At 40.4% G+C, this 20,516-nt stretch carries 18 protein-coding genes; 13 read left to right on the forward strand and 5 right to left on the reverse strand.

Annotation, left to right across the window (positions count from 1 at the left end; all coding sequences use genetic code 11):
* Positions 1-123: 123 nt before the first annotated feature.
* Both B1F84_RS16185 and B1F84_RS16190 read right to left on the reverse strand, forming a co-directional pair.
* Complete coding sequence (locus B1F84_RS16185; protein ID WP_131692077.1) at positions 124-498, reverse strand: hypothetical protein; 375 nt, start codon at positions 496-498, stop codon at positions 124-126.
* Between the two features lie 255 nt (positions 499-753).
* Entirely contained in the window at positions 754-1,182 is a 429-nt protein-coding gene (locus B1F84_RS16190; protein ID WP_131692078.1) for an Lrp/AsnC family transcriptional regulator, read from the reverse strand.
* Between the two features lie 189 nt (positions 1,183-1,371).
* Between B1F84_RS16190 and B1F84_RS16195 the strand changes: the two genes are divergently transcribed.
* The 4 genes from B1F84_RS16195 (at position 1,372) to B1F84_RS16210 (ending at position 5,988) form a co-directional block, all read left to right on the forward strand.
* Positions 1,372-2,577, forward strand: a complete 1,206-nt coding sequence (locus B1F84_RS16195) for an aspartate aminotransferase family protein (protein WP_131692079.1) — start codon at positions 1,372-1,374, stop codon at positions 2,575-2,577.
* Between the two features lie 69 nt (positions 2,578-2,646).
* Complete coding sequence (gene astA, locus B1F84_RS16200) at positions 2,647-3,681, forward strand: arginine N-succinyltransferase (RefSeq protein WP_010388944.1); 1,035 nt, start codon at positions 2,647-2,649, stop codon at positions 3,679-3,681.
* An 8-nt stretch (positions 3,682-3,689) separates the two neighbouring features.
* Complete coding sequence (gene astD, locus B1F84_RS16205; RefSeq protein ID WP_131692080.1) at positions 3,690-5,156, forward strand: succinylglutamate-semialdehyde dehydrogenase; 1,467 nt, start codon at positions 3,690-3,692, stop codon at positions 5,154-5,156.
* Positions 5,157-5,184: 28 nt separating this feature from the next.
* Positions 5,185-5,988 carry a DUF1338 domain-containing protein gene (locus tag B1F84_RS16210; RefSeq protein ID WP_131692081.1) on the forward strand — a complete coding sequence of 268 codons (804 nt, stop codon included), beginning with the start codon at positions 5,185-5,187 and terminating at the stop codon, positions 5,986-5,988.
* Between the two features lie 72 nt (positions 5,989-6,060).
* Here the strand turns inward: B1F84_RS16210 and B1F84_RS16215 are convergent, their stop codons facing one another.
* Positions 6,061-7,341 (reverse strand): flavohemoglobin expression-modulating QEGLA motif protein, encoded by a 1,281-nt coding sequence (locus B1F84_RS16215; RefSeq protein WP_131692082.1) that lies wholly within the window; start codon positions 7,339-7,341, stop codon positions 6,061-6,063.
* A gap of 146 nt (positions 7,342-7,487) precedes the next feature.
* On the opposite strand from B1F84_RS16215, the gene B1F84_RS16220 reads away from it, so the two are divergent.
* The 7 genes from B1F84_RS16220 to B1F84_RS16250 all read left to right on the forward strand — a co-directional run bounded on the left by B1F84_RS16220 (position 7,488) and on the right by B1F84_RS16250 (position 14,300).
* Positions 7,488-7,745, forward strand: coding sequence for a DUF3081 domain-containing protein (locus tag B1F84_RS16220; protein WP_131692083.1), 258 nt, complete (start codon positions 7,488-7,490; stop codon positions 7,743-7,745).
* Positions 7,745-8,047: a hypothetical protein gene (locus tag B1F84_RS16225; RefSeq protein WP_205988869.1), complete on the forward strand. Its 303-nt coding sequence runs from the start codon at positions 7,745-7,747 to the stop codon at positions 8,045-8,047. Before B1F84_RS16220 ends, B1F84_RS16225 begins: the two co-directional genes overlap by 1 nt.
* 438 nt (positions 8,048-8,485) lie before the next feature.
* Positions 8,486-9,061 (forward strand): transcriptional regulator BetI, encoded by a 576-nt coding sequence (gene betI / locus B1F84_RS16230; RefSeq protein ID WP_131692084.1) that lies wholly within the window; start codon positions 8,486-8,488, stop codon positions 9,059-9,061.
* A gap of 1 nt (position 9,062) precedes the next feature.
* Positions 9,063-10,526, forward strand: coding sequence for a betaine-aldehyde dehydrogenase (gene betB, locus B1F84_RS16235; protein ID WP_131692085.1), 1,464 nt, complete (start codon positions 9,063-9,065; stop codon positions 10,524-10,526).
* A gap of 9 nt (positions 10,527-10,535) precedes the next feature.
* A complete protein-coding gene (betA, locus tag B1F84_RS16240) occupies positions 10,536-12,203 on the forward strand; it encodes a choline dehydrogenase (RefSeq protein WP_131692086.1) in 1,668 nt (555 codons plus the stop codon).
* Positions 12,204-12,369: 166 nt separating this feature from the next.
* Positions 12,370-13,587: a BCCT family transporter gene (locus B1F84_RS16245; RefSeq protein ID WP_131692087.1), complete on the forward strand. Its 1,218-nt coding sequence runs from the start codon at positions 12,370-12,372 to the stop codon at positions 13,585-13,587.
* Positions 13,588-13,595: 8 nt separating this feature from the next.
* The gene (locus tag B1F84_RS16250) at positions 13,596-14,300 is read left to right on the forward strand and encodes a TorF family putative porin (protein WP_131692088.1); all 705 of its coding nucleotides are present in this window, start codon (positions 13,596-13,598) and stop codon (positions 14,298-14,300) included.
* Positions 14,301-14,396: 96 nt separating this feature from the next.
* On the opposite strand, the gene B1F84_RS16255 is transcribed toward B1F84_RS16250, so the two are convergent.
* Both B1F84_RS16255 and fdxA read right to left on the reverse strand, forming a co-directional pair.
* Positions 14,397-16,643, reverse strand: a complete 2,247-nt coding sequence (locus B1F84_RS16255; protein ID WP_131692089.1) for a carbohydrate binding family 9 domain-containing protein — start codon at positions 16,641-16,643, stop codon at positions 14,397-14,399.
* A gap of 141 nt (positions 16,644-16,784) precedes the next feature.
* Complete coding sequence (gene fdxA, locus B1F84_RS16260) at positions 16,785-17,108, reverse strand: ferredoxin FdxA (protein ID WP_010388957.1); 324 nt, start codon at positions 17,106-17,108, stop codon at positions 16,785-16,787.
* 188 nt (positions 17,109-17,296) lie between these two features.
* On the opposite strand from fdxA, the gene B1F84_RS16265 reads away from it, so the two are divergent.
* Both B1F84_RS16265 and B1F84_RS16270 read left to right on the forward strand, forming a co-directional pair.
* A complete protein-coding gene (locus tag B1F84_RS16265; RefSeq protein WP_131692090.1) occupies positions 17,297-18,904 on the forward strand; it encodes an NAD(P)/FAD-dependent oxidoreductase in 1,608 nt (535 codons plus the stop codon).
* Between the two features lie 92 nt (positions 18,905-18,996).
* Positions 18,997-20,502, forward strand: coding sequence for an amidase family protein (locus B1F84_RS16270; RefSeq protein ID WP_131692091.1), 1,506 nt, complete (start codon positions 18,997-18,999; stop codon positions 20,500-20,502).
* The last annotated feature ends 14 nt before the right edge of the window (positions 20,503-20,516 follow it).

Raw genomic sequence — 20,516 nt, forward strand, 5'->3', positions numbered from 1 at the left:
CTGGGCGTTAACAACTAATAAAACCTAGCATAGACCACACAATGGAATATGCTAAATTTTATCAATGCTGACCAGCTCAGGAATCTCTTTTTAACTAACTTCAAATCTCAAATACAAAATAATCTAACTATTAGACATACAATTTATAAACTTTTCAGATACCAGCGTGATGGCCACTTTATCAGTGTACATAGCCTCACTGTTTTTTCTTGTAAAGTCAGCACATTGTGCTTGTGATTGTTTAAATTTTTGCTTGCATGAGTTCACTGACTCACCAATAACTTCTTGATAAATGCTTTCATCGCATAAGCTATCGGCAAACTGGCTTGCGCCAGTAATAATCTCATCAATGCTGATGGAGGAGGATTCTAATTTGAAGAATATATCGCTATAAGTTTCAACCGTTATGCTATCGGTTGGGCTAAATAAAGTGGCTTTTGCACTTAAATATGAACCACCTATTAATAGGGCTACAGCAGCGATTGTTGTGTATTTCATAACATTTCCTTGTAATGTCTTTGAGCAGTAGTTCTTAAAAACGTCCTATTTTAAGCGTACTTTTTATCTACGAATGCTCTAAAGAGTGATAACACTGTGTGTCAGATTTTTTAGTGAAGAAGGTTGCAATATACGGGTAGAAAAGCCGATGGGTTAGCTTATAACAATCCTTGTTCCTAATATCGAACAGATTACAATTAAGTGAGCTTAAATGCAAATAGTTAATACTCACTGAATGTAGAAAAATAAATCGAATTAACGCTTAAATTTGGTTTCTAAAATAACCGATGAGCGAGTGCGCTCTACCCCATCTAAATTACCTATATCGTCCAGTAAATGGCTCAACTGCTCAAGATTTTGAGCCTCAACAATGGCAATTAAATCAAACTCACCACTAATTGCATACAACTGAGATATAGCATCTATTTGCTTTAACTCCACGTTGGTTTTAGTGGTTAGCTTTTGTTTAACCTTTATAGAAACATGTGCAGAAACTAAGCTATTTAAAAAGTCATCTCCAAAGTCAACGCTATATCCTTTAATTACCCCACTTTGCTCTAACTTAAGCATACGGCTTTGCACTGTTGAGCGGGATAAATTTAAATGCCTTGCCAAGTCAGAAATACTCGCACGAGCGTTCGTTTTTAGTACAGACAGTAGCTTTTCGTCTTGGGGAGTTATCATAATGCTAATAAATTTCGTTAATTTGGCTATTATTCTAATCATTTTTCACAAAATAGCACTGCAAATTTAATTCATAACCTTTGATAATGACTTTTTTAACAAGTAAAACGCATTGTATTGCTGAATAAGCCTGCGCTTATCGTTTTTTTTCAGCAACGTATTTTTTAAGTGATTAATTTAGGTGTAAAAATGCAAGTAACCAGAGATTTATTTAACGACGTAATGGTCCCTAACTACAACCCATCAGCAGTTATTCCCGTTCGTGGTGAAGGCTCACGCGTGTGGGATCAAAATAATAACGAGTTTATCGATTTTGCCGGTGGTATTGCGGTTAATTGTTTAGGTCATTGCCACCCTGCATTAGTAGCAGCACTTAAAGAGCAAGGTGAGAAAATTTGGCACTTAGCAAATGTAATGACCAATGAGCCAGCTCTTCGCTTAGCTAAAAAAATGGTTGATGCGACCTTTGCTGAAAAAGTTTACTTTGCAAACTCAGGGGCTGAAGCAAACGAAGCAGCTTTAAAATTAGCGCGTCGCTTTGCACTGGACAAATTTGGCGCTGAAAAATCTAAAATTATCGCTTTTAATAAAGGCTTTCATGGCCGTACTTTTTTCACTGTAACAGTGGGTGGCCAAGCCGCTTACTCTGATGGTTTTGGGCCAAAACCTGCTGATATCGTTCATTGTGATTACAATGATATTGCCGCTTTTGAAGCCTTAATTGGTGATGATACTTGTGCGGTAATGATGGAGCCATTACAAGGTGAAGGTGGTATTGTGCCACCAACCAATGAATTTGCACAAAAAGTACGTGAGCTGTGTACTAAACACAACGCACTGCTTATTTTTGATGAAGTGCAAACTGGCGTTGGCCGTACAGGTCATTTATACGCATACGAAGGCCTAGATGTTATTCCTGACATTTTAACAACGGCTAAAGCATTAGGTGGCGGGTTCCCAATTGGCGCTATGATCACCACGACTGAAATTGCAGCACACCTAAAAATAGGGACTCATGGTTCTACCTACGGTGGTAACCCATTAGCATGTGCTGTTGCAGAAGCGGCATTTGATACAGTAAATACTCCTGTGGTTTTAAATGGTGTAAAAGAGCGTGAGCAAATGTTCCGTGATGGTCTAAATGCCATTAACGAAAAATACCATGTATTTAGTGAAGTCCGCGGTAAAGGCTTACTGATTGGTGCGGTATTAAATGAGAAATTTGAAGGCCGTGCTCGCGACTTTTTAGTCGCAAGTGCTAACAACGGTTTAATGAATTTAGTAGCCGGAATGAACGTTATCCGCTTTACGCCTTCATTAGTGATCCCATTTGAGGATATTAAAGAAGGCTTAGCTCGCTTTGAAAAAGCAGTGAGTGAAGTTGTAAACGGTTAATCACTAAGTAAAACAAATAAAGCCCTGAGATAAATATTTATCTCAGGGCTTTATTGGAGTAAGTAGTTAATGCAAGTATTACGTCCTATTACTGTCAATGATTTTGCAGCACTTAAAGAGATTGCCATTGAATCAGGTCATGGTTTCACCTCTTTACCTGTCGATGACGGGCAACTACAAGAAAAAATAGACCGTGCACAAAACAGCTTTACTAAAAATGTAAATAAGCCTATCGATGAAAGCTATTTATTTGTTTTAGAAGACAGTGACACTGGCAAAGTAATTGGTACTACCGCCATAGAAGCGGCCGTCGGTTTGTCTGTGCCTTTGTATCACTACCATTTAGGTAAAACTGTCCATCATTCACCCACCTTAAACGTTTACAATACCGTTGATATTTTAAGTATGTGTAATGACTACACAGGCTGCTCAGAAATATGTACTTTATTTTTACGTGAAGACAGCAGAAAAGGCTTAACAGGCCGGTTTTTATCACGTTCACGCTTTTTATTTATGGCACAACATAGTGAACGCTTTGCCGACACTGTAATTGCTGAAATGCGTGGCGTGAGTGATGAACAGGGGCACTCTCCATTTTGGCAATGGTTACAAGAACACTTTTTTAGTATTGAATTTCCACAAGCTGATCACTTAGTTGGTTTAGGCGATAAAGTATTTATTAGCGAGCTTATGCCTAAATACCCTATCTATGTAAACTTGCTAAGTAAAAAGGCACAAGCGGTGATTGGTCATGTTCATGATAAAACCAAGCCTGCACTTAAGTTGCTTGAAAAAGAAGGGTTTGAACATCGTGGCTACGTTGATTTATTTGACGCAGGTCCCACGGTAGAGGCAAAGCTCGGTAATATTCGCAGTATTCGTGATTCACAAGTGTGCCCAATTACCATTGGTGAGCTTGAGCATATTAATGAGCAAAGCTCAGATACCCTTGCTATTTGTAATCAAGGGGTTAGCGACTTTAGAGCCACGTTCACTAAACACGCTCATTATAATCAAGCAAAGCACACCTTAGTTATCAGCCAAGAAGTAGCTGATGCACTTCATTTAAATCAAGGAGATGCAGCGCGATTTTTCCGCCTGTAACACTATTTATGAACACACAACTAATTAATAACCAATGGCACGCAGGCCAAGGCCCAGCGTTTAATTCTGTTAACCCAAGTAATGGCGAAATTGTTTGGCAAGGTAATGGTGCCAGCCCAGAACAAGTTAGCAGTGCAATTGAAGCGGCAAGAGCCGCACAAGTGCAATGGGCCGATATGCCAATTGAACAACGTATTACCATTTTAGAAAGCTTCGTTGGCCAATTAAAAGAACACAGCGAAGAGTTTGCCAGCATTATTGCCCGTGAAACAGGTAAGCCACTATGGGAAACGCGTACAGAAGTCGGCGCGATGACAGGCAAGGTGGCTATTGCTATCCGTGCTTACAATGAACGTACTGGCACAACCGAAAACCCAATGCCTGGCGCAAAAGCCTTTATTCGCCACAAACCACATGGTGTAGTGGCTATTTTTGGCCCGTATAATTTTCCAGGTCACTTACCCAACGGTCATATAGTCCCTGCTATATTAGCGGGTAATACCGTGGTGTTTAAACCATCAGAACTAACTCCTCACGTAGCCCAGTTTACTTTAGAGCTGTGGCTAAAAGCAGGCTTACCTGCTGGGGTTATAAACCTTGTTCAAGGTGAACTAGAAACAGGTAAAGCGCTTGCCTCACATCAAGATATCGATGGCTTATTTTTTACTGGTAGCTCAAACACAGGGCATTTATTACATAAACAATTTGCTGGTCATCCAGGTAAAATCTTAGCGCTTGAAATGGGCGGTAACAATCCGCTAGTGGTTAAAGATGTTGCTGATGTGAGCGCCGCCGTGCACGATATTATTCAATCGGGCTTTATTACTTCGGGTCAGCGTTGTACTTGTTCACGTCGATTATTTATTGAAAAATCAGCCAATGGCGATGCGATTTTAGAAAAGCTGATCAGTGCAACCAAAAATATCCTTGTCGATGATAGCTTTGCTGACGATCAACCATTTATGGGCGCCATGATCAGTGAAAAAGCCGCGTTAGGCATGGTTGCAGCGCAAGCTGACCTAGTTAAACAAGGTGCTGAAGTACTCGTTGAGCTTAAACAATTAAAACCAGGCACTGGCTTTGTCAGCCCAGGGATTATTGATGTCACTAATATCGATGAAATCGCCGATGAAGAACACTTTGGTCCGCTAATTAAAGTATACCGCTACACTGACTTTGATAGCGCCATAGCAGAAGCGAACAACACCAGCTTTGGTTTATCTGCAGGTTTACTTGCAGACAGCGAAGATGATTACAGCCACTTTTTAAAGCGTATTCGTGCCGGTATTGTTAACTGGAACCGCCCTATTACAGGCGCATCAAGCGCAGCGCCATTTGGTGGCATAGGTGCCAGTGGTAACCACAGAGCCAGTGCATACTATGCTGCAGATTACTGCGCATACCCAGTGGCCTCAGTAGAGTCAGAGAAAGTTAATTTACCGCAAACCCTCGCGCCGGGCTTAATAATTGAATAACAATTTTAGAAAAATTTAAGGATTTACCATGCATACCAATGTAAACACATTATTTGATAACTTATGGCAAAACTACCTAAGCGTAACGCCATCAGCTGATAAAATTCATGACTTATTAGGCTCAACTCAAAAAGACGACATTATTAACGACCATATTGCTTTGCGTACTTTTAATATTGAAAAAGTAGGCCTTGAAAAGCTGGCTGCGCACTTTTTAGCGATTGGTTATAAAGAATGTGGTGAGTACCACTTTGAAGCAAAAAAACTCTACGCCAAACATTATGAGCATAGCGACCCGACACAGCCTAAAGTTTTTATCTCTGAGTTATTAGTTGAAAAATGCTCGCCTGAACTACAAGCAATTGTTACTGATATGGTGGCACAAATTGACGGAAGCGCAGTGACTGCCGATAACTTTTTATATTCAGGCACGCATTGGCAAGTAAGCACCGATACATACAAAAAGTTATTAGCTGAGAGCGAATATGCGGCGTGGATGTCTGCGTGGGGTTACCGTGCTAATCACTTTACTGTGAACATTAACACCTTAGCTAAGTTTGATAACATCCATGATGTAAACCAAGCTCTTAAAGATGCAGGCTTTGCACTGAATACCTCAGGAGGCGAAGTAAAAGGCTCGCCAGAGGTGCTATTAGAGCAATCATCAACATTAGCTGATGAATGCGCCGTAACCTTTAGTGATGGCGATATGCGCATTCCTAGCTGTTTTTACGAGTTTGCTATTCGTTACCCAAAACCAGATGGTGAAATTTACACTGGATTTGTTGCAGCCTCTGCAGATAAAATTTTCGAGAGCACCAACGCACGTTAACTGTGTTGTGCTAAATTAAAAAAAGCCCGTTTTTGGGCTTTTTTTGTCTCTGAGAAAAAGCTCACTTATAAATTATAAAAACAACGGCTTGTAGTCGTTTTCTAATTGTTCAAATGACAAATTACCAATAAAACGACCAAAGCTCAGCCACGTAGCAAGACCTCTTAAATCTTTAAAATGGGGCGGCACAAATTGCGGGTTTTCAATCACACCTAAATCATGTAGTTGCGATATTAACCTAAAGTCATCAATTGATATTTTACCCACCAGCAATAGCGGTAATTGGTCAATTCTGCCAAGCTGTATCGCCACCCGAATTAAGTTATAAACCAATACAAAGCCTTTTATATAAGCAATGTCTTTGGTAAACGGTAAGCCGGTTGCCGTGCTACCTCTAAATACCCGCTGTGCAAGGGTATAGCTGTCGTCTTTCGATAACCCTTGTGCCACATAATCTCGGTATATATCTACAAACTCTGCACCATCAATCACTTTGGTGACGGCTTGAATACGGTTTACTAATTTTGATAAGCGCCTAGGCGTTGACTTTAAAGTAATAATTTCAGTCAGTACTGCAAGCCCCTCCTGGGTAACGGTAGAGCTTGGTGTGCCTTTACTCAAGCAAGTTAAATAAGGTTGCGCTAAGCCATTTTGAGTGGTGCCTACATGGATCCAGCCCTCGTGTACCTCTAAAATATCTAATTCGCGCTGAGAAAACTTAACATCCTGATTAAGCTTTATATTATTAGCGCCTGCGGCAGCATCACTGACAATACCATCGCTAAGCATTACTTCAACATTAATCCCTTGCATACTGGCATTGACCTGCTCAGACAAAATACGCACTGCATCACTGGCATCAATGTTTTTTGGATCTTCAGGCAAAATATTCGCATCAAGCAAACTTTTTAATGGCTGCTCAAGCATATTAGCCAGTTCAGATAACGAAGGTTCACCGGCATGAAAAAGATCTTTTGGATGACCAAAAAGCTCTACCGACAAGTCATGAAACTCAGCAGTACCTCGGTACTCCAGCATATTAAGCACTGTTTTATATTCACTACACATTTTACCCATATATTGAGTAATTGGATTTAATTGCCCCAATTGGTTAATTATATTACGGTGTAGTGTGGAAAATGCTTGGCGCAACTCGCTAGGTACAAACCCTAAATCGCGCTGTTGATAATAAGCACGGTCAATTAAAGGGTTTTTTTGACATTTTTGCCTAAAAAACTCTTCTTTAGTCTGTTTATCCCAATTAATTGCATCGAGTATTCTAATGGGGGTTTGCAGCGCAATGAGTTGCTCAGATAATTCACGAGTTTTTAGAAGTAACGCCTTGTCTATCATGGTAAAAGCTCAACATAAAGTGAACTTTGAGCATAATTTATAAATTAAAAATAACAAAGCAATATCACACATTTTTGACTATTATTTTTATGATGATCGACCCGATTCTCTATAGCGTATGAGAGAGTAAATACAAGGTTTAGATAATGAAAAATGAAATCGACAACAAACAAATTTTAGCGGTTTACGAACGTATTCAACAACGTGGTGAAACCACAGAAGAAGGTAAGTTTTATCAAGGCGTTACTGCATTTTCAGACATAGACGGCTATACCGTTTATTTACAAGGCAGTGGCGTATTATTGCGCTTTGGATTTCATAACACTTACCACTTAGATTACGAACATGACAAACACAAAGACGACTTTTTGCAAAAACTATACAACATAGCCAATGAAGAGTAATGCGACAAACAAACAGACGAAATAGGCCAACCAGCTCACGTAACTTGCAGTTTATTAACCAGGTTATTGCGCAATTAAAAGCAGAGCCTGAAAAGCTGCAATTGATAAAAAATAACCTTGCTTATTACCGTGCACAAACACACTTAAAGCGCGGCTTTTTGCTGGCAATAGAACGCTTTGATTGGGTGTTTGAAGCCACTGATAACATCGACGAAATCTGTGAGCAGATCATGGCCGATGATTATATTGGCAATCGCTTAAGACGTTATCCCTTATTATTTAAAGGTGTTGTTAAAACCTAAACAGCGCCTTACTTACCCTATCTCGCATTAACCTTTATTTAAATTCCCCCCCCATACCTTTCTATATATTCAGTTTTTTATCACAACAATCCGCGCACTCGCTTTGCCTTGATATATGCTACCTGACTGCAAAAAATACAATTAGTACTCTAATAGTTAACGCACTAACAAATAAATCACTAAAAGTTTCACTCACCTCGTAAACAATTAATTACACTATATATACCAATACCAATAAAACATGCAATGCATTGTTATTTAATGACTTTTTATGAATTACCAAGTTGTTAATTTTGCATCATTCAGGACTCATTTTGTTAATTTTTTATCCACATTTTACTTTCTTACCATTCGCACAAGCCTTGAATTGTTAGAGTTATTACCTTAAGCTTATGTTTATTGAACGATCAATTAATAAAAATTATGCCTAAAGTTGGAATGGAACCTGTAAGGCGTCAGCAGCTAATTGACGCGACCATAGAGTCAGTTGCTCAGAAAGGATTACAGGCAACCACGATCAATAGTATTAGTAAAAATGCAGGAATGTCATCAGGCATAATTAGCCATTACTTTGGTGGGAAACAGGGGCTAATTGAAGCAACTGTGCGTTACTTACTGTCTAACTTGAAAAACGACTTAATTAGTAAGGTTGATGAAAATACCACAGCAACTCAAAGGTTAATGTTTATTGTTGAATCAAACTTTGCGCTAGTACAACAACGAAAAGACACCACTCGGACGTGGTTAAGTTTTTGGGCGCAATCAATGCACGATAAGGAACTTCATCGTTTACAAAATGTAAACAGCAAACGCTTGCAAAGCAATTTAACCGTTTCATTTAAGCAATTAATGCCTTTAGCGCAAGCAAATCTCGCGGCTGAATTAACCGCAGCAATGATTGATGGCTTATGGCTTCGTGCCGTATTAAGCCAATCAGACGAAAATCAGTTTAAACACAGTGAATCACTGGCTAAAAACTATGTGCATTCACTTATCAAGCAATATGGAGCCTAACGTGACTACACCTATCTATCAAAACTTTATCAACGGCCAATTCCTTGCAAATAAAAGCGGCGAAACATTTGATGTAGTAAATCCTGCAACCGGCCAGGTAATTTATGCCGTTGAAGTCGCTGACAAGCATGTTCAAAACGCAGCGATAGAAAGTGCAAAGCAAGGCTTTAAAGTTTGGTCAGCGATGACCCCTATTGAGCGCAGCCGTATTTTACTAAACGCCGTTGCTATTTTACGCGAGCGCAATGATGAGCTTGCACTGGTTGAAGTGCTCGATACTGGTAAACCAATGCAAGAAGCTAACTGCGTAGATGTTGAAACAGGCGCAGATGTAATTGAATATTTTGCAGGTCTTGCCCCTGCACAAGTTGGTCAACAACAAATGGTTGGCGATGACTTTTACTACACACGCAAAGAGCCTTTAGGTATTTGTGCCGGTATTGGTGCATGGAACTACCCATTACAAATTGCATGTTGGAAATCAGGCCCTGCCCTTGCAGCGGGTAATGCATTTATTTTTAAACCTTCAGAAGAAACCCCGCTTGGCGCAATTAAATTAGCAGAGGTGTTTATTGAAGCAGGTGTACCCGCTGGCGTATTCAATGTAGTTCAAGGCGCGAGTGAAGTAGGCCAATGGCTTACTGCACACCAAGATATTGATAAAGTATCGTTTACTGGTGAAGTAGGTACCGGTAAGAAAGTCGTCTCCAGTGCTGCAGGTACATTAAAAGATGTGACTATGGAGCTAGGTGGTAAATCGCCATTATTAGTATTTGACGATGCCAATATAGAACAAGCAGTAAGTGCTGCCATGCTAGGTAACTTTTATACCCAAGGTGAAATTTGCACGAACTGTACTCGTATATACGTGCACAAAAATGTGTACCAACAATTTATCGATGAACTTAAAGCTCGGACCGAAAAAAATATTATTGCCGGTGACCCGCAAGATCTAAACACTAACTTTGGCGCGCTTATTTCTAAAAAGCATCAAGATTTAGTAATGAGCTACATCAATAAAGGCCTTGAAGAAGGTGCAACATTATTAACGGGTGGTTCAACGCTTTCTCCAGCATCTGCACCAGATGGCTATTTTGTAGCGCCAACCGTGTTTGTTGATTGCAACGATGAAATGACCATCGTTAAAGAAGAAATTTTTGGCCCAGTAATGAGCGTTTTAGTCTTTGATGATGAAGATGATGTAATTGCCCGCGCTAACGGCACTCACTTAGGTTTAGCTGCAGGCGTTTTCACTAGCGATATTAAACGCGCTCATCGCGTAATTCATCAACTTCAAGCCGGTATTTGTTGGATTAATGCTTACGGTAACTCGCCAGCAGAAATGCCAGTGGGTGGCTATAAGCAATCGGGTATTGGTCGTGAAAATGGTATAGAAACACTTGATCATTACACGCAAACTAAGTCTGTTTATGTTGGTATGGCCGACATAGAAAGCCCGTTTTAAGGAATCATTATGAACCACTCTTTTGATTATATTATTGTAGGCGCGGGCTCAGCTGGATGTGTGTTAGCAAATCGCTTGTCTGAAGATTCAAGTAACAAGGTATTGTTACTTGAAACCGGCGGCAGCGATAAAAGCATCTTTATAAAAATGCCTACCGCATTGTCTATTCCAATGAATACCGATAAGTTTGCGTGGCAATTTCATACGCAACCAGAGCCACACTTAGATAACCGTGAAATGCATTGCCCTCGCGGTAAAGTACTTGGCGGCTCTTCATCGATTAATGGCATGGTGTATGTACGTGGCCACGCTAAAGATTTTGATGAATGGCAACAGCACGGCGCTAACGGCTGGGATTACCAAGCGTGTTTACCGTATTTTAAAAAAGCAGAAAGCTTTTATTTAGGTGAAAATGATCATCGTGGTGGTAAAGGCCCGCTAGGTGTTAATAACGGCAATAACATGGAAAACCCGTTATACACTGCTTTTGTTGAAGCAGGTGCTGAGGCAGGTTATGCCACGACAAATGATTACAATAGTGCTCAGCAAGAAGGCTTTGGCCCCATGCACATGACCGTTAAAAACGGTGTGCGTAGCTCAGCCTCTCGCGAGTACTTAGACCCAATTAAGCATCGTAGCAACTTAACAATCGTTACCGGTGCACTTGCTCAGCGCGTTATTTTAGACGGTAAAAAAGCAACCGGTGTTGAATACAAACTCAATGGCGCAGTTAAAACAGCGCAAGCAAGTAAAGAGGTTATTTTAAGTGCGGGCTCTATTGGTTCGCCACACCTACTACAGCTTTCAGGTATTGGTGATACGCAAGCACTTGAAAATGCAGGTGTTGAAGTAAATCACCACTTACCAGGTGTAGGCCAAAACCTGCAAGATCATTTAGAGTTTTACTTTCAATATAAGTGTAAACAACCAATTACCTTAAATGGTAAGTTAGGTTTGTTTTCTAAAGGCTTGATTGGTGCAAAATGGCTGCTTACCCGTAAAGGTTTAGGCTCAACTAATCACTTTGAATCATGTGCCTTTATTCGCTCAAAACCTGGTGTGGAATGGCCAGATATTCAGTATCACTTTTTACCGGCAGCGATGCGTTACGATGGACGCAGTGCTTTTGCAGGGCATGGTTTTCAAGTGCATGTAGGTCATAACAAGCCTAAAAGCCGTGGCAGTGTCACTATTTCATCAGCAGACCCAACACAACCACCAAAAATTGTGTTTAATTATCTTGAGCATCAAGATGATATTGAAGGCTTTAGAGCGTGCGTACGTTTAACGCGTGAAATCATTGAACAACCTGCCTTTGACGACTTCCGTGGTGAAGAAATTCAACCAGGGCAACAAGTTCAAACTGATGAGCAAATTGATGCCTTTGTCCGCCAAGCAGTAGAAAGTGCTTACCACCCTTCTTGCTCTTGTAAAATGGGTGAAGACGACATGGCGGTGGTTAACTCAAACACCCAAGTGCATGGCATACAAAGCTTACGTGTGGTTGATTCATCAATTTTTCCAACCATACCTAACGGTAATTTGAATGCGCCTACCATTATGGTTGCCGAAAAAGCCGCGGATATTATTTTAGGTAATAAGCCCTTAGCTCATACAGGAGTTGATGTTGTGAATGCCACTGATTGGCAAACTACACAACGAAATAAAACCCTTTAATTTAGCCTGCCATAAAGGCCACTCTTTTAAGCAAAATGCTTCAAGGAGTGCCTTTATGCGCCTTGCAGTGGCTCACAAGCATAAATAGGTTATGCCTGTGTTAATGCAAGCACAATAAAAAACGGAGTATATATGTGTTACTTTTATTCATTCTGGGAGGGCGATAATGACTATTTGGCTTAATGCTGGCATTATTTTCACCTTACTTGCGATTGTTGCTATTTTAGTTAAATGGGGCAACGTACGCGTAGTAGGCGTCACACCAGTGAGAACATTCACCTTTATAGCAATCCTGTTTACCTCAGGCCTAGACGTTGGCCTTATTATGTTTCCTTTAACCGAATTTGCCGGTTATGCAGACATAAAAGCAAGCCCAGAATATGCATTTGCCAATCCTCTCTCTATTGAGTTTGGTTATTGGGGATTTTTAATTTGGGGATTTTATTTTCTTACGTGCTTTTATTTCTGTGTAATAGAACCCAAAGTGAAGTTTTTTGAAATTCCATGGGTTAAATTTTTAAACAACGTGGTCATTATTGGTACCTGTGCGTTTACTGCTTACTTACTACTGAGCAACCTACCGTGGTATTTACCTGAGCTTGGGGATGGCTCAAGTGTTATTCCAACGTTTTACTTAATCGTGCTTGCCGCTATTTGTTTTGCGGTGTATTCAAGCACCGATATTAAATACGTACGCTTTTTAAGCATTGCCACTACTTGGCTGTTTATAGCCCTAATTGGCTTTATGTGGGCTGATGCCTTCTTATTTGGCGACAGTGAACTCTCTGCATTTACCAAGAACATCGGATTAATTGGTAATTACTTTGCCAACATCAATGAGTTTGTATTACCACTGAATGATTACCATGAGTTTTACCTATTTTGGTGGTTTGCGTGGAGCATCATGATTGGTCAATTTACATCACGCTTTGTGGGTGGTTTAAAAACATACCAAGTACTGGGCGCTATGTTAATTTTCCCGTCAATTCCAATCGCTATCTGGTTTAGTGTGTTATATCACTACCACGAAGCGGGTATTCCAACCGCAGGTATTAAAAACTTTGCCATGGTGTTTGTAGGTATCGTGTTTGTTATTAACTCGCTTGATTCACTGATCCGCTTATACACAGATAATTTAAATTTAACAGTAAAACGCTTAGGTAAATTTAAATATATTGCCATGAATGTTATCGCTCTATCGTTACTAACATTGCTATTTAAACTTGAGTTTTTGCAAATTCAATGGGTTGGTGCTTTAGTTATAGGGTTATTCTTTATTTGCATTGGTTTTATTGCCTACAGCAAACTTAAAACGGTCAGCAATATCGAAGGATCGCCTAAAGCGAATAAAATTGATTACACAAAAATAGAAACCATCAGCTAGGAAATCACATGAACAATAAATTAAAACACCTTTTTATCGCTTTACCATTAACTGTTTTATCAACAACGGCAGCAGCTAATTGGTCAACAACTATTACCGCTGCATCTGATTACACCTTTAATGGTGTTACTCAAACAGATAACGATCCTGCGCTACAAGCAAGCCTTGACTACGCTTATGATAACGGTGTTTATGCCGGTGTATGGGCATCAAACGTAGATTTTGGTGATGACACCGACTTCGAACTAGATGCTTATGTAGGCCGATACATTCAGTTAAACCAACAAGTAAGCCTTGACTACGGTATTGCTTATTACACCTATCAAGGTAATAACAGTGATGGTAACTACGCAGAAGCGTATACTAAATTTGGTTACGCCGGTGACTACGGCCAAACAGAGCTTAATTTTTGGTACAGCTGGGATTACTTTGGCTACGATACTGGCCATGTGATCTCGATGATTGCGCACACTTACGAGCTTGCGCCAAATCATGCAATTCGTGCCAGCTTTGATATTTCAAACTCACTCGATGGCAATAAATTTCAGTGGGATGAAGCTAAGGGCGATAAATCGTATCATCATTACCGCTTAGCTTACCAAACAAGCTATGAAGGATTTGGTATTGAAGTAGCAGCTGAGAATACTAGCTTGGATTACGATTACGCCGATGAGCGAATTGTACTTGCTATATCACGTACTTTTGACTTGTAATAACTAGGTTTACCATTTAGTAAAACAAAAAACACGCTACCCAGTAGCGTGTTTTTTATTGCCTAGCAAAACCTTGCTTTTATAGTATTTATAGCGTTATAACTGCCACGCATAACTGACTTTAGTAAAGAAAGTACGTTGGTCACGCTCAATGCTTTTTAACGAGTCATCCTGATAGCCTTTATCTGAATAACCTAAATAAAATAGCGTTTGTGCGTTAATTTTGTATGAGTAAACCAGCTGACTACCATAATCTTTGTTGATTTCGCTAACCTGATAAAAGTAAGCATCTTCATTTCTGTCTATATCTTCAAACTGTAAAATCAGCTTAAGCATAGCGCGCATACTAAACTTATAATAAAGCCTAAAATCAACAAGGTTTGCGGTAAAAACTCGTCGCCCTTGGTAATCATCTAAATGACTATAGTTGTGTCTAACATCCACCTGCCAATGATTATTAATATCCCAAACAGCCTGCGATTGTGTAGTTAAAACATCACCTAGCTGCTCATTAGTGTAATCTATACGGCTTGCGTATTCAGCGTATAACGATAATCTTAGATCTTTAGTCGGCCTAAAAGCCGTATATAAATAACCAATATTTTGGTTATAAAAATTGCCATTGTAGTTTTCATAGCGATTTAACAAACCAAGCTCAAATACAGACTGCTTTTGACCTTGAAAGGTCATGTAACCTTCATATTCTTCTTCAAGCAAGTCGCCATTTTGAGCCCACGTTTTATCCCAATCGGCGGTGTATGACCAAGTTGTTAGCATGTCATGTTCATCACCATACCAAGTTTGTCCACCACCAAAGCCTACTTTTTCATAGTCTACTTTTTCTTGATAACCTAAATCGGTGCGGTAATCCTCACCAATATTGTCATAGGTAGCGTAAAGCTTATAATCGCGCTTATCGCGAGTAAGCTTTAATGCATAGGCCATATCAGACTGAGACTCTGCCAAATTGTAGTTATCTACTAAAAATTTAGAGTTGTTGGTGTCAGCATTGGCTACTTGATAATTAAGTGTATCTGACTGATTAAACCAATAGCTGCCATCAACCGATAACACTGTATTGTGGTAGTCGCTACTTTCGCGATGTGTTGAAGTAACACCAATAGTGCCTTGTTGGCCAATATCATATTGGTATCGAGCCACTGCCGCCTTGGTTTTATCATTTAGGCTAGCAAAACCAGACCCTTGGTTACTAGGCAGTAAAACATTACTGTTGTCGTCATCAGCAAACATAACCGCATAGCTATGGCTGTCGGTTTTACCGGTGAGCTTGGCGCCAATATTAGGCTCAGCTATGGTGCGGGTATAGAGCAGCTCAAATAAATTACTTTTAAAGTAAGACGCGCCATCCAAGAAAAACGGGCGTTTTTCAGCGTAATAAATAGAATATGTGGTGTTTACATCCAGTTCTAACGAATCGGTTTCTACCTGAGAAAAGTCAGGGTTTATGGTTGCATTAATTACTGCATCTTTAGTAATACCCCAACGAAGATCAAGCCCTATTTCAGTGTCAACATCGCCGTTATCCCACGCACCAGGCACCTGTGTTTTTTGATCGTTTCTTAATGCGGTTAATGTTGGCGTTAGTTGCAGGTTTTTACTCGGTGCTAAATTATTAAATCCGGTTATTTTGTCAAACTGACACAAACTACATTTAATATCACGGTCAAAGCCTGTACTTGATAATTGATACAACACATCACGCTGATAGTTTCGCATCATCGAAAAGCCCCAAGTAGAGTCGGCTTGGTTTTGTGCAAAGCGCAGAGCTTTAAACGGGATACGCATTTCAACCACGTAACCTTGCTCGTTTATGGTACCGGCACTATCCCAAATAGCATCCCACGATAAATCAGATACCCACTCATCGGTATCTGTCATGCGAATGTCGCCTTGAGCACCCAGTGGGTTTACATAAAACTCATAGCCGGTACGCTCATCGTTAAAGGTATCAATCACCAAGCCGACGTTGTCATCTTGCCAAAGCGTGTCTCTGTCACGAAGCGCAGCGCGAATTTTACTCGGCTCGGGGTCATAAGCGACAAAAGCTACATACAAATTATGACCATCATCATAAATATACGCATCGGTTTTTACCGGTGGTGTGCCCTTTTCATTCGGCTCATCTTGATAATTTACCGCAACACGGGTTGCTTGTTGCCAATGCGGCTCATTAAGCACGCCATCCACATCAATGTTTTTATTAATGTGTGCGAGTTGATAATTAAGCTTATCGGCAAGTGCATTAGGGCTAAGAGTTAAAACAAGGCTGAAGCTGAACAACAACAGCCATTTTATTATTTTTGTAGGTATAAAGTACTGCATAAACATCCATTTAAGTTGATTTACTTGTTAAAAGTAAACTTTGTTCAGGAGTGTAAATTATACAGGTACATTTGTTAATACTTACAGGCTAATATTTGCAATAAAATTAACAAAAAACTAATAATAAGCGTTGGGAGGTGGTTATGTGTCGAGAAGTTTTAATTTATTAGCCACACCATTCCAGCTATCGGCATCTTCGGGAGCGGGTTTAACTTGCGTTATGCGTGGCCATATTTCTGCTAATTCGGCATTAAGTTGGGTGAATTCTTTTTGTGATTCAGGTAATTCATCTTCTTGATAAATAGCATCAGCAGCACACTCAGGCACGCATAAACCACAGTCAATACAGTCTATTGGGCTAATAGCCAAAAAATTAGGACCTTCAAAAAATGCATCTGCTGGGCACACCGATACGCAATCAGTGTACTTACATTTTATACAGTTTTCGGTGACTACAAACGCCATAATGGTTTAATACCTAATGTTTAACTTTACCAGCTGCGGATCATACCCAACCCTTACCAAAACACAATAAATAAGTGCCAAAAGCGGGCAATTTAACGTAATATATCGCGCTTATAAATTAGCGCTTTGTGCACTCCCCTTATTGTGAGCGGTATTTACTTTCCGCTATGACACCAAAAGAGATATTAATGATACGTTTAACCGAAATAAAGCTGCCACTTGACCATGACGAAAATGCTATTGGCCAAGCCATCATCAATAAATTAAATATAAGCCCAGAGCAGCTACACAGCTACAATGTGTTTAAACGCGGTTACGATGCACGTAAAAAAAGCGCCATTTTACTGATTTATACGCTTGATATTGAGGTAGATAACGAAGCACAACTGTTAGCCTCGTTTGAAAAAGATCAACACGTTAAAGTCTCTCCTGACACCAACTACAAATTTGTAGCACACACTAATAGCAGCATTAAAGAGCGCCCTGTGGTAATTGGCTTTGGCCCTTGTGGCTTATTTGCCGGTTTAGTGCTGGCACAAATGGGCTTTAAACCAATAATTTTAGAACGCGGCAAAGAAGTGCGTGAACGCACCAAAGACACCTTTGGCTTTTGGCGCAAAAAAGCCCTCAATACCGAATCAAACGTTCAGTTTGGTGAAGGTGGTGCAGGCACGTTCTCAGACGGTAAGCTCTACAGCCAAGTAAAAGATCCTAAACATTATGGTCGTAAAGTGATCACTGAATTTGTAGAGGCTGGTGCTCCTGAAGAAATTTTATACGTTAGTAAGCCGCACATTGGCACCTTTAAACTGGTGACCATGATTGAAAAAATGCGCGCCCGTATTATTGAACTCGGTGGCGAAATTCGTTTTAGCACACGCGTTGATGATATCCATTTAGACAACGGCCAAGTTACAGGGCTGACACTTTCTAATGGTGAACAGCTTAACACTCGCCATGTGGTATTAGCAGTTGGTCACAGTGCCCGTGATACATTTAAAATGATCCACGATAAAGGCATTTATGTTGAAGCAAAACCCTTTTCAGTGGGCTTTAGAATAGAACATAAACAATCAATGATTGATGAGTGCCGCTTTGGCGATAACGCGGGTAACCCTATTTTAGGCTCTGCAGATTACAAATTGGTACACCATTGTAATAATGGCCGAACTGTATACAGCTTTTGTATGTGCCCTGGCGGCACTGTAGTTGCCGCAACCTCTGAAGAAGGCCGTGTGGTTACCAACGGTATGAGTCAATATTCTCGTAGTGAGCGAAATGCGAACAGTGCCATTGTAGTGGGGATTTCGCCAGAAAAAGATTTCCCTGGACACCCTTTAGCTGGTATCGATTTACAGCGTAAGCTAGAAGAGCAAGCCTACGAACTTGGTGGTAAAAATTACGATGCCCCAGCTCAGCTGATTGGCGACTTTTTAAAAGGTAAATCATCAGCTAACTTAGGGGATGTACAGCCTTCGTATACGCCAGGCATAAAATTGACTGATTTGAGCAACGTATTACCTCCTTTTGCAATTGAAGCCCTGCGTGAAGCAATTCCTGCCTTTAATAAACAAATTCGTGGCTTTTCAACTAACGATGGTTTGCTCACGGGAGTAGAGACACGTACCTCTTCACCTATCAGTATCAAGCGCGATAAAACCTTCCAAAGCATTAATACTAAAGGGCTTTACCCTGCAGGTGAAGGTGCAGGTTATGCAGGCGGTATTTTATCAGCGGGTATTGATGGTATTAAAGCCGCTGAGGCGGTTGCGTTATCGATGTTAGAAAACGCTTAACTCTATTTAATCACCCTTTATCGAAAAACCTCACAACGTGAGGTTTTTTTGTGCTAAAAATAACCTATGTTTGCACAAAATAGATAATAACAATGAGTATAAAACGACTACTTTTAACCTTATGTGTGTGTACGATACCGAATTTACACGCAGCGGATAACAATACAGAGCTTAAAACCATTAGTGACATTCACAATGCCTATAAAAATAACACCACCACGGCTGAACAGCTTACCCGCACTTATATCAACAGAATAAACGCGCTCAATCCTAAATATAATGCGGTAATTAGTATTGAGCCCACTGCAATTGAACAAGCCAAACAACTCGATACTCTGTTTAAAGCCGGAAAATGGGCAGGCCCTTTACATGGTATTGCGGTATTACTAAAAGATAACATTGAAACAACAGGTACATTACCCACCACAGCGGGCTCATTAGCACTTAAAAATAACGTTACTAATAACGATGCCTTTGTGGTTAAACAATTACGCCAAGCAGGGGCGATTATTTTAGGCAAAGCGAACTTAAGTGAATGGGCTAATTTTCGCTCATCGTATTCATCATCTGGCTGGAGTGCCATTGGCGGACAAACCCATAACGCCCATGATGTAACTCGTAATCCGTGTGGTTCAAGTTCGGGCTCTGCTGTGGCGGTTGCTTTAAATTTTGCGCCTATTGCACTTGGCACAGAAACCGATGGTTCAATTACCTGCCCTGCTTCGGTTAATGGGGTGTACGCCATTAAACCCAGTATGGGGCAAGTTTCGCGCGCAGGCGTGATCCCCCTTTCTAGTAGCCAAGATTCGGTAGGCCCAATGGCGCATTCTTTGAAAGATGCACTCGCGGTATTATCAGTCATTCAAGGTGAAGACTCAGACGATGTATCGACACTCAACATAAATAGAACGCTTGATAGCATAGCGCCTAAGCCATCACTGAGGATAGGCGCGCTTCCAGCCAGTAAGTTTACTGTGGCAACACAAAAGCTTTACGCTAAGCAGTTACAAACATTAAAAGACGCAGGTCATACCGTTGTCAATGTTGCAGTAAAAGATGACTTAAGCACGCTTTACGTTGATGAATACGCCATCCTACTTTACGACTTTAAAGCCGAAATTAACCACTACTTAAGCAAAACACCAGCGCAGGTAACCGTAAAAAGTTTAGATGAGTTAATCGCATTTAATAGCGCAAATAAACAGCAGGAAATGCCCTACTTTGAGCAAGATATTTTACAACAAGCCAATGCGGTTGATTTGAGTGAAAAACAACAATATCAAAACACCAAAGCGCGATATCACGCACTTGCAAAGCGCGCTATCAGCAATTTATACCGCAATAATAAGCTCGATATTGTAATTGCCCCCACCGTTTCACCGGCGTGGAAAACCGATTTAATTAACGGCGATAACTTTAAAGGCAGTAGTAGTTCATTACCTGCCATTGCAGGGACGACCCATATTACTTTACCGGTTGGTAAAGTAAGCCACTTACCGGTTGGCTTATCAGTTATAGCTAATCAGAACGATGAAGCGGCTGCGTATGCGTACGCTGCAATTATCGATAATGTATTAGGCACAAAAAAACCTGAGTAAACTCAGGCTTTTTT

It is taken from the genome of Pseudoalteromonas sp. DL-6 (genome assembly GCF_004328665.1).
Classification (GTDB): domain Bacteria; phylum Pseudomonadota; class Gammaproteobacteria; order Enterobacterales; family Alteromonadaceae; genus Pseudoalteromonas.

Coding starts and splice junctions, on each gene's coding strand:
- B1F84_RS16185 (WP_131692077.1), bottom strand. CDS start 498: ATGAAATACACAACAATCGCTGCTGTAGCCCTATTAATAGGTGGTTCA.
- B1F84_RS16190 (WP_131692078.1), bottom strand. CDS start 1,182: ATGATAACTCCCCAAGACGAAAAGCTACTGTCTGTACTAAAAACGAAC.
- B1F84_RS16195 (WP_131692079.1), top strand. CDS start 1,372: ATGCAAGTAACCAGAGATTTATTTAACGACGTAATGGTCCCTAACTAC.
- astA (WP_010388944.1), top strand. CDS start 2,647: ATGCAAGTATTACGTCCTATTACTGTCAATGATTTTGCAGCACTTAAA.
- astD (WP_131692080.1), top strand. CDS start 3,690: ATGAACACACAACTAATTAATAACCAATGGCACGCAGGCCAAGGCCCA.
- B1F84_RS16210 (WP_131692081.1), top strand. CDS start 5,185: ATGCATACCAATGTAAACACATTATTTGATAACTTATGGCAAAACTAC.
- B1F84_RS16215 (WP_131692082.1), bottom strand. CDS start 7,341: ATGATAGACAAGGCGTTACTTCTAAAAACTCGTGAATTATCTGAGCAA.
- B1F84_RS16220 (WP_131692083.1), top strand. CDS start 7,488: ATGAAAAATGAAATCGACAACAAACAAATTTTAGCGGTTTACGAACGT.
- B1F84_RS16225 (WP_205988869.1), top strand. CDS start 7,745: ATGCGACAAACAAACAGACGAAATAGGCCAACCAGCTCACGTAACTTG.
- betI (WP_131692084.1), top strand. CDS start 8,486: ATGGAACCTGTAAGGCGTCAGCAGCTAATTGACGCGACCATAGAGTCA.
- betA (WP_131692086.1), top strand. CDS start 10,536: ATGAACCACTCTTTTGATTATATTATTGTAGGCGCGGGCTCAGCTGGA.
- B1F84_RS16245 (WP_131692087.1), top strand. CDS start 12,370: ATGACTATTTGGCTTAATGCTGGCATTATTTTCACCTTACTTGCGATT.
- B1F84_RS16250 (WP_131692088.1), top strand. CDS start 13,596: ATGAACAATAAATTAAAACACCTTTTTATCGCTTTACCATTAACTGTT.
- B1F84_RS16255 (WP_131692089.1), bottom strand. CDS start 16,643: ATGCAGTACTTTATACCTACAAAAATAATAAAATGGCTGTTGTTGTTC.
- fdxA (WP_010388957.1), bottom strand. CDS start 17,108: ATGGCGTTTGTAGTCACCGAAAACTGTATAAAATGTAAGTACACTGAT.
- B1F84_RS16265 (WP_131692090.1), top strand. CDS start 17,297: ATGATACGTTTAACCGAAATAAAGCTGCCACTTGACCATGACGAAAAT.
- B1F84_RS16270 (WP_131692091.1), top strand. CDS start 18,997: ATGAGTATAAAACGACTACTTTTAACCTTATGTGTGTGTACGATACCG.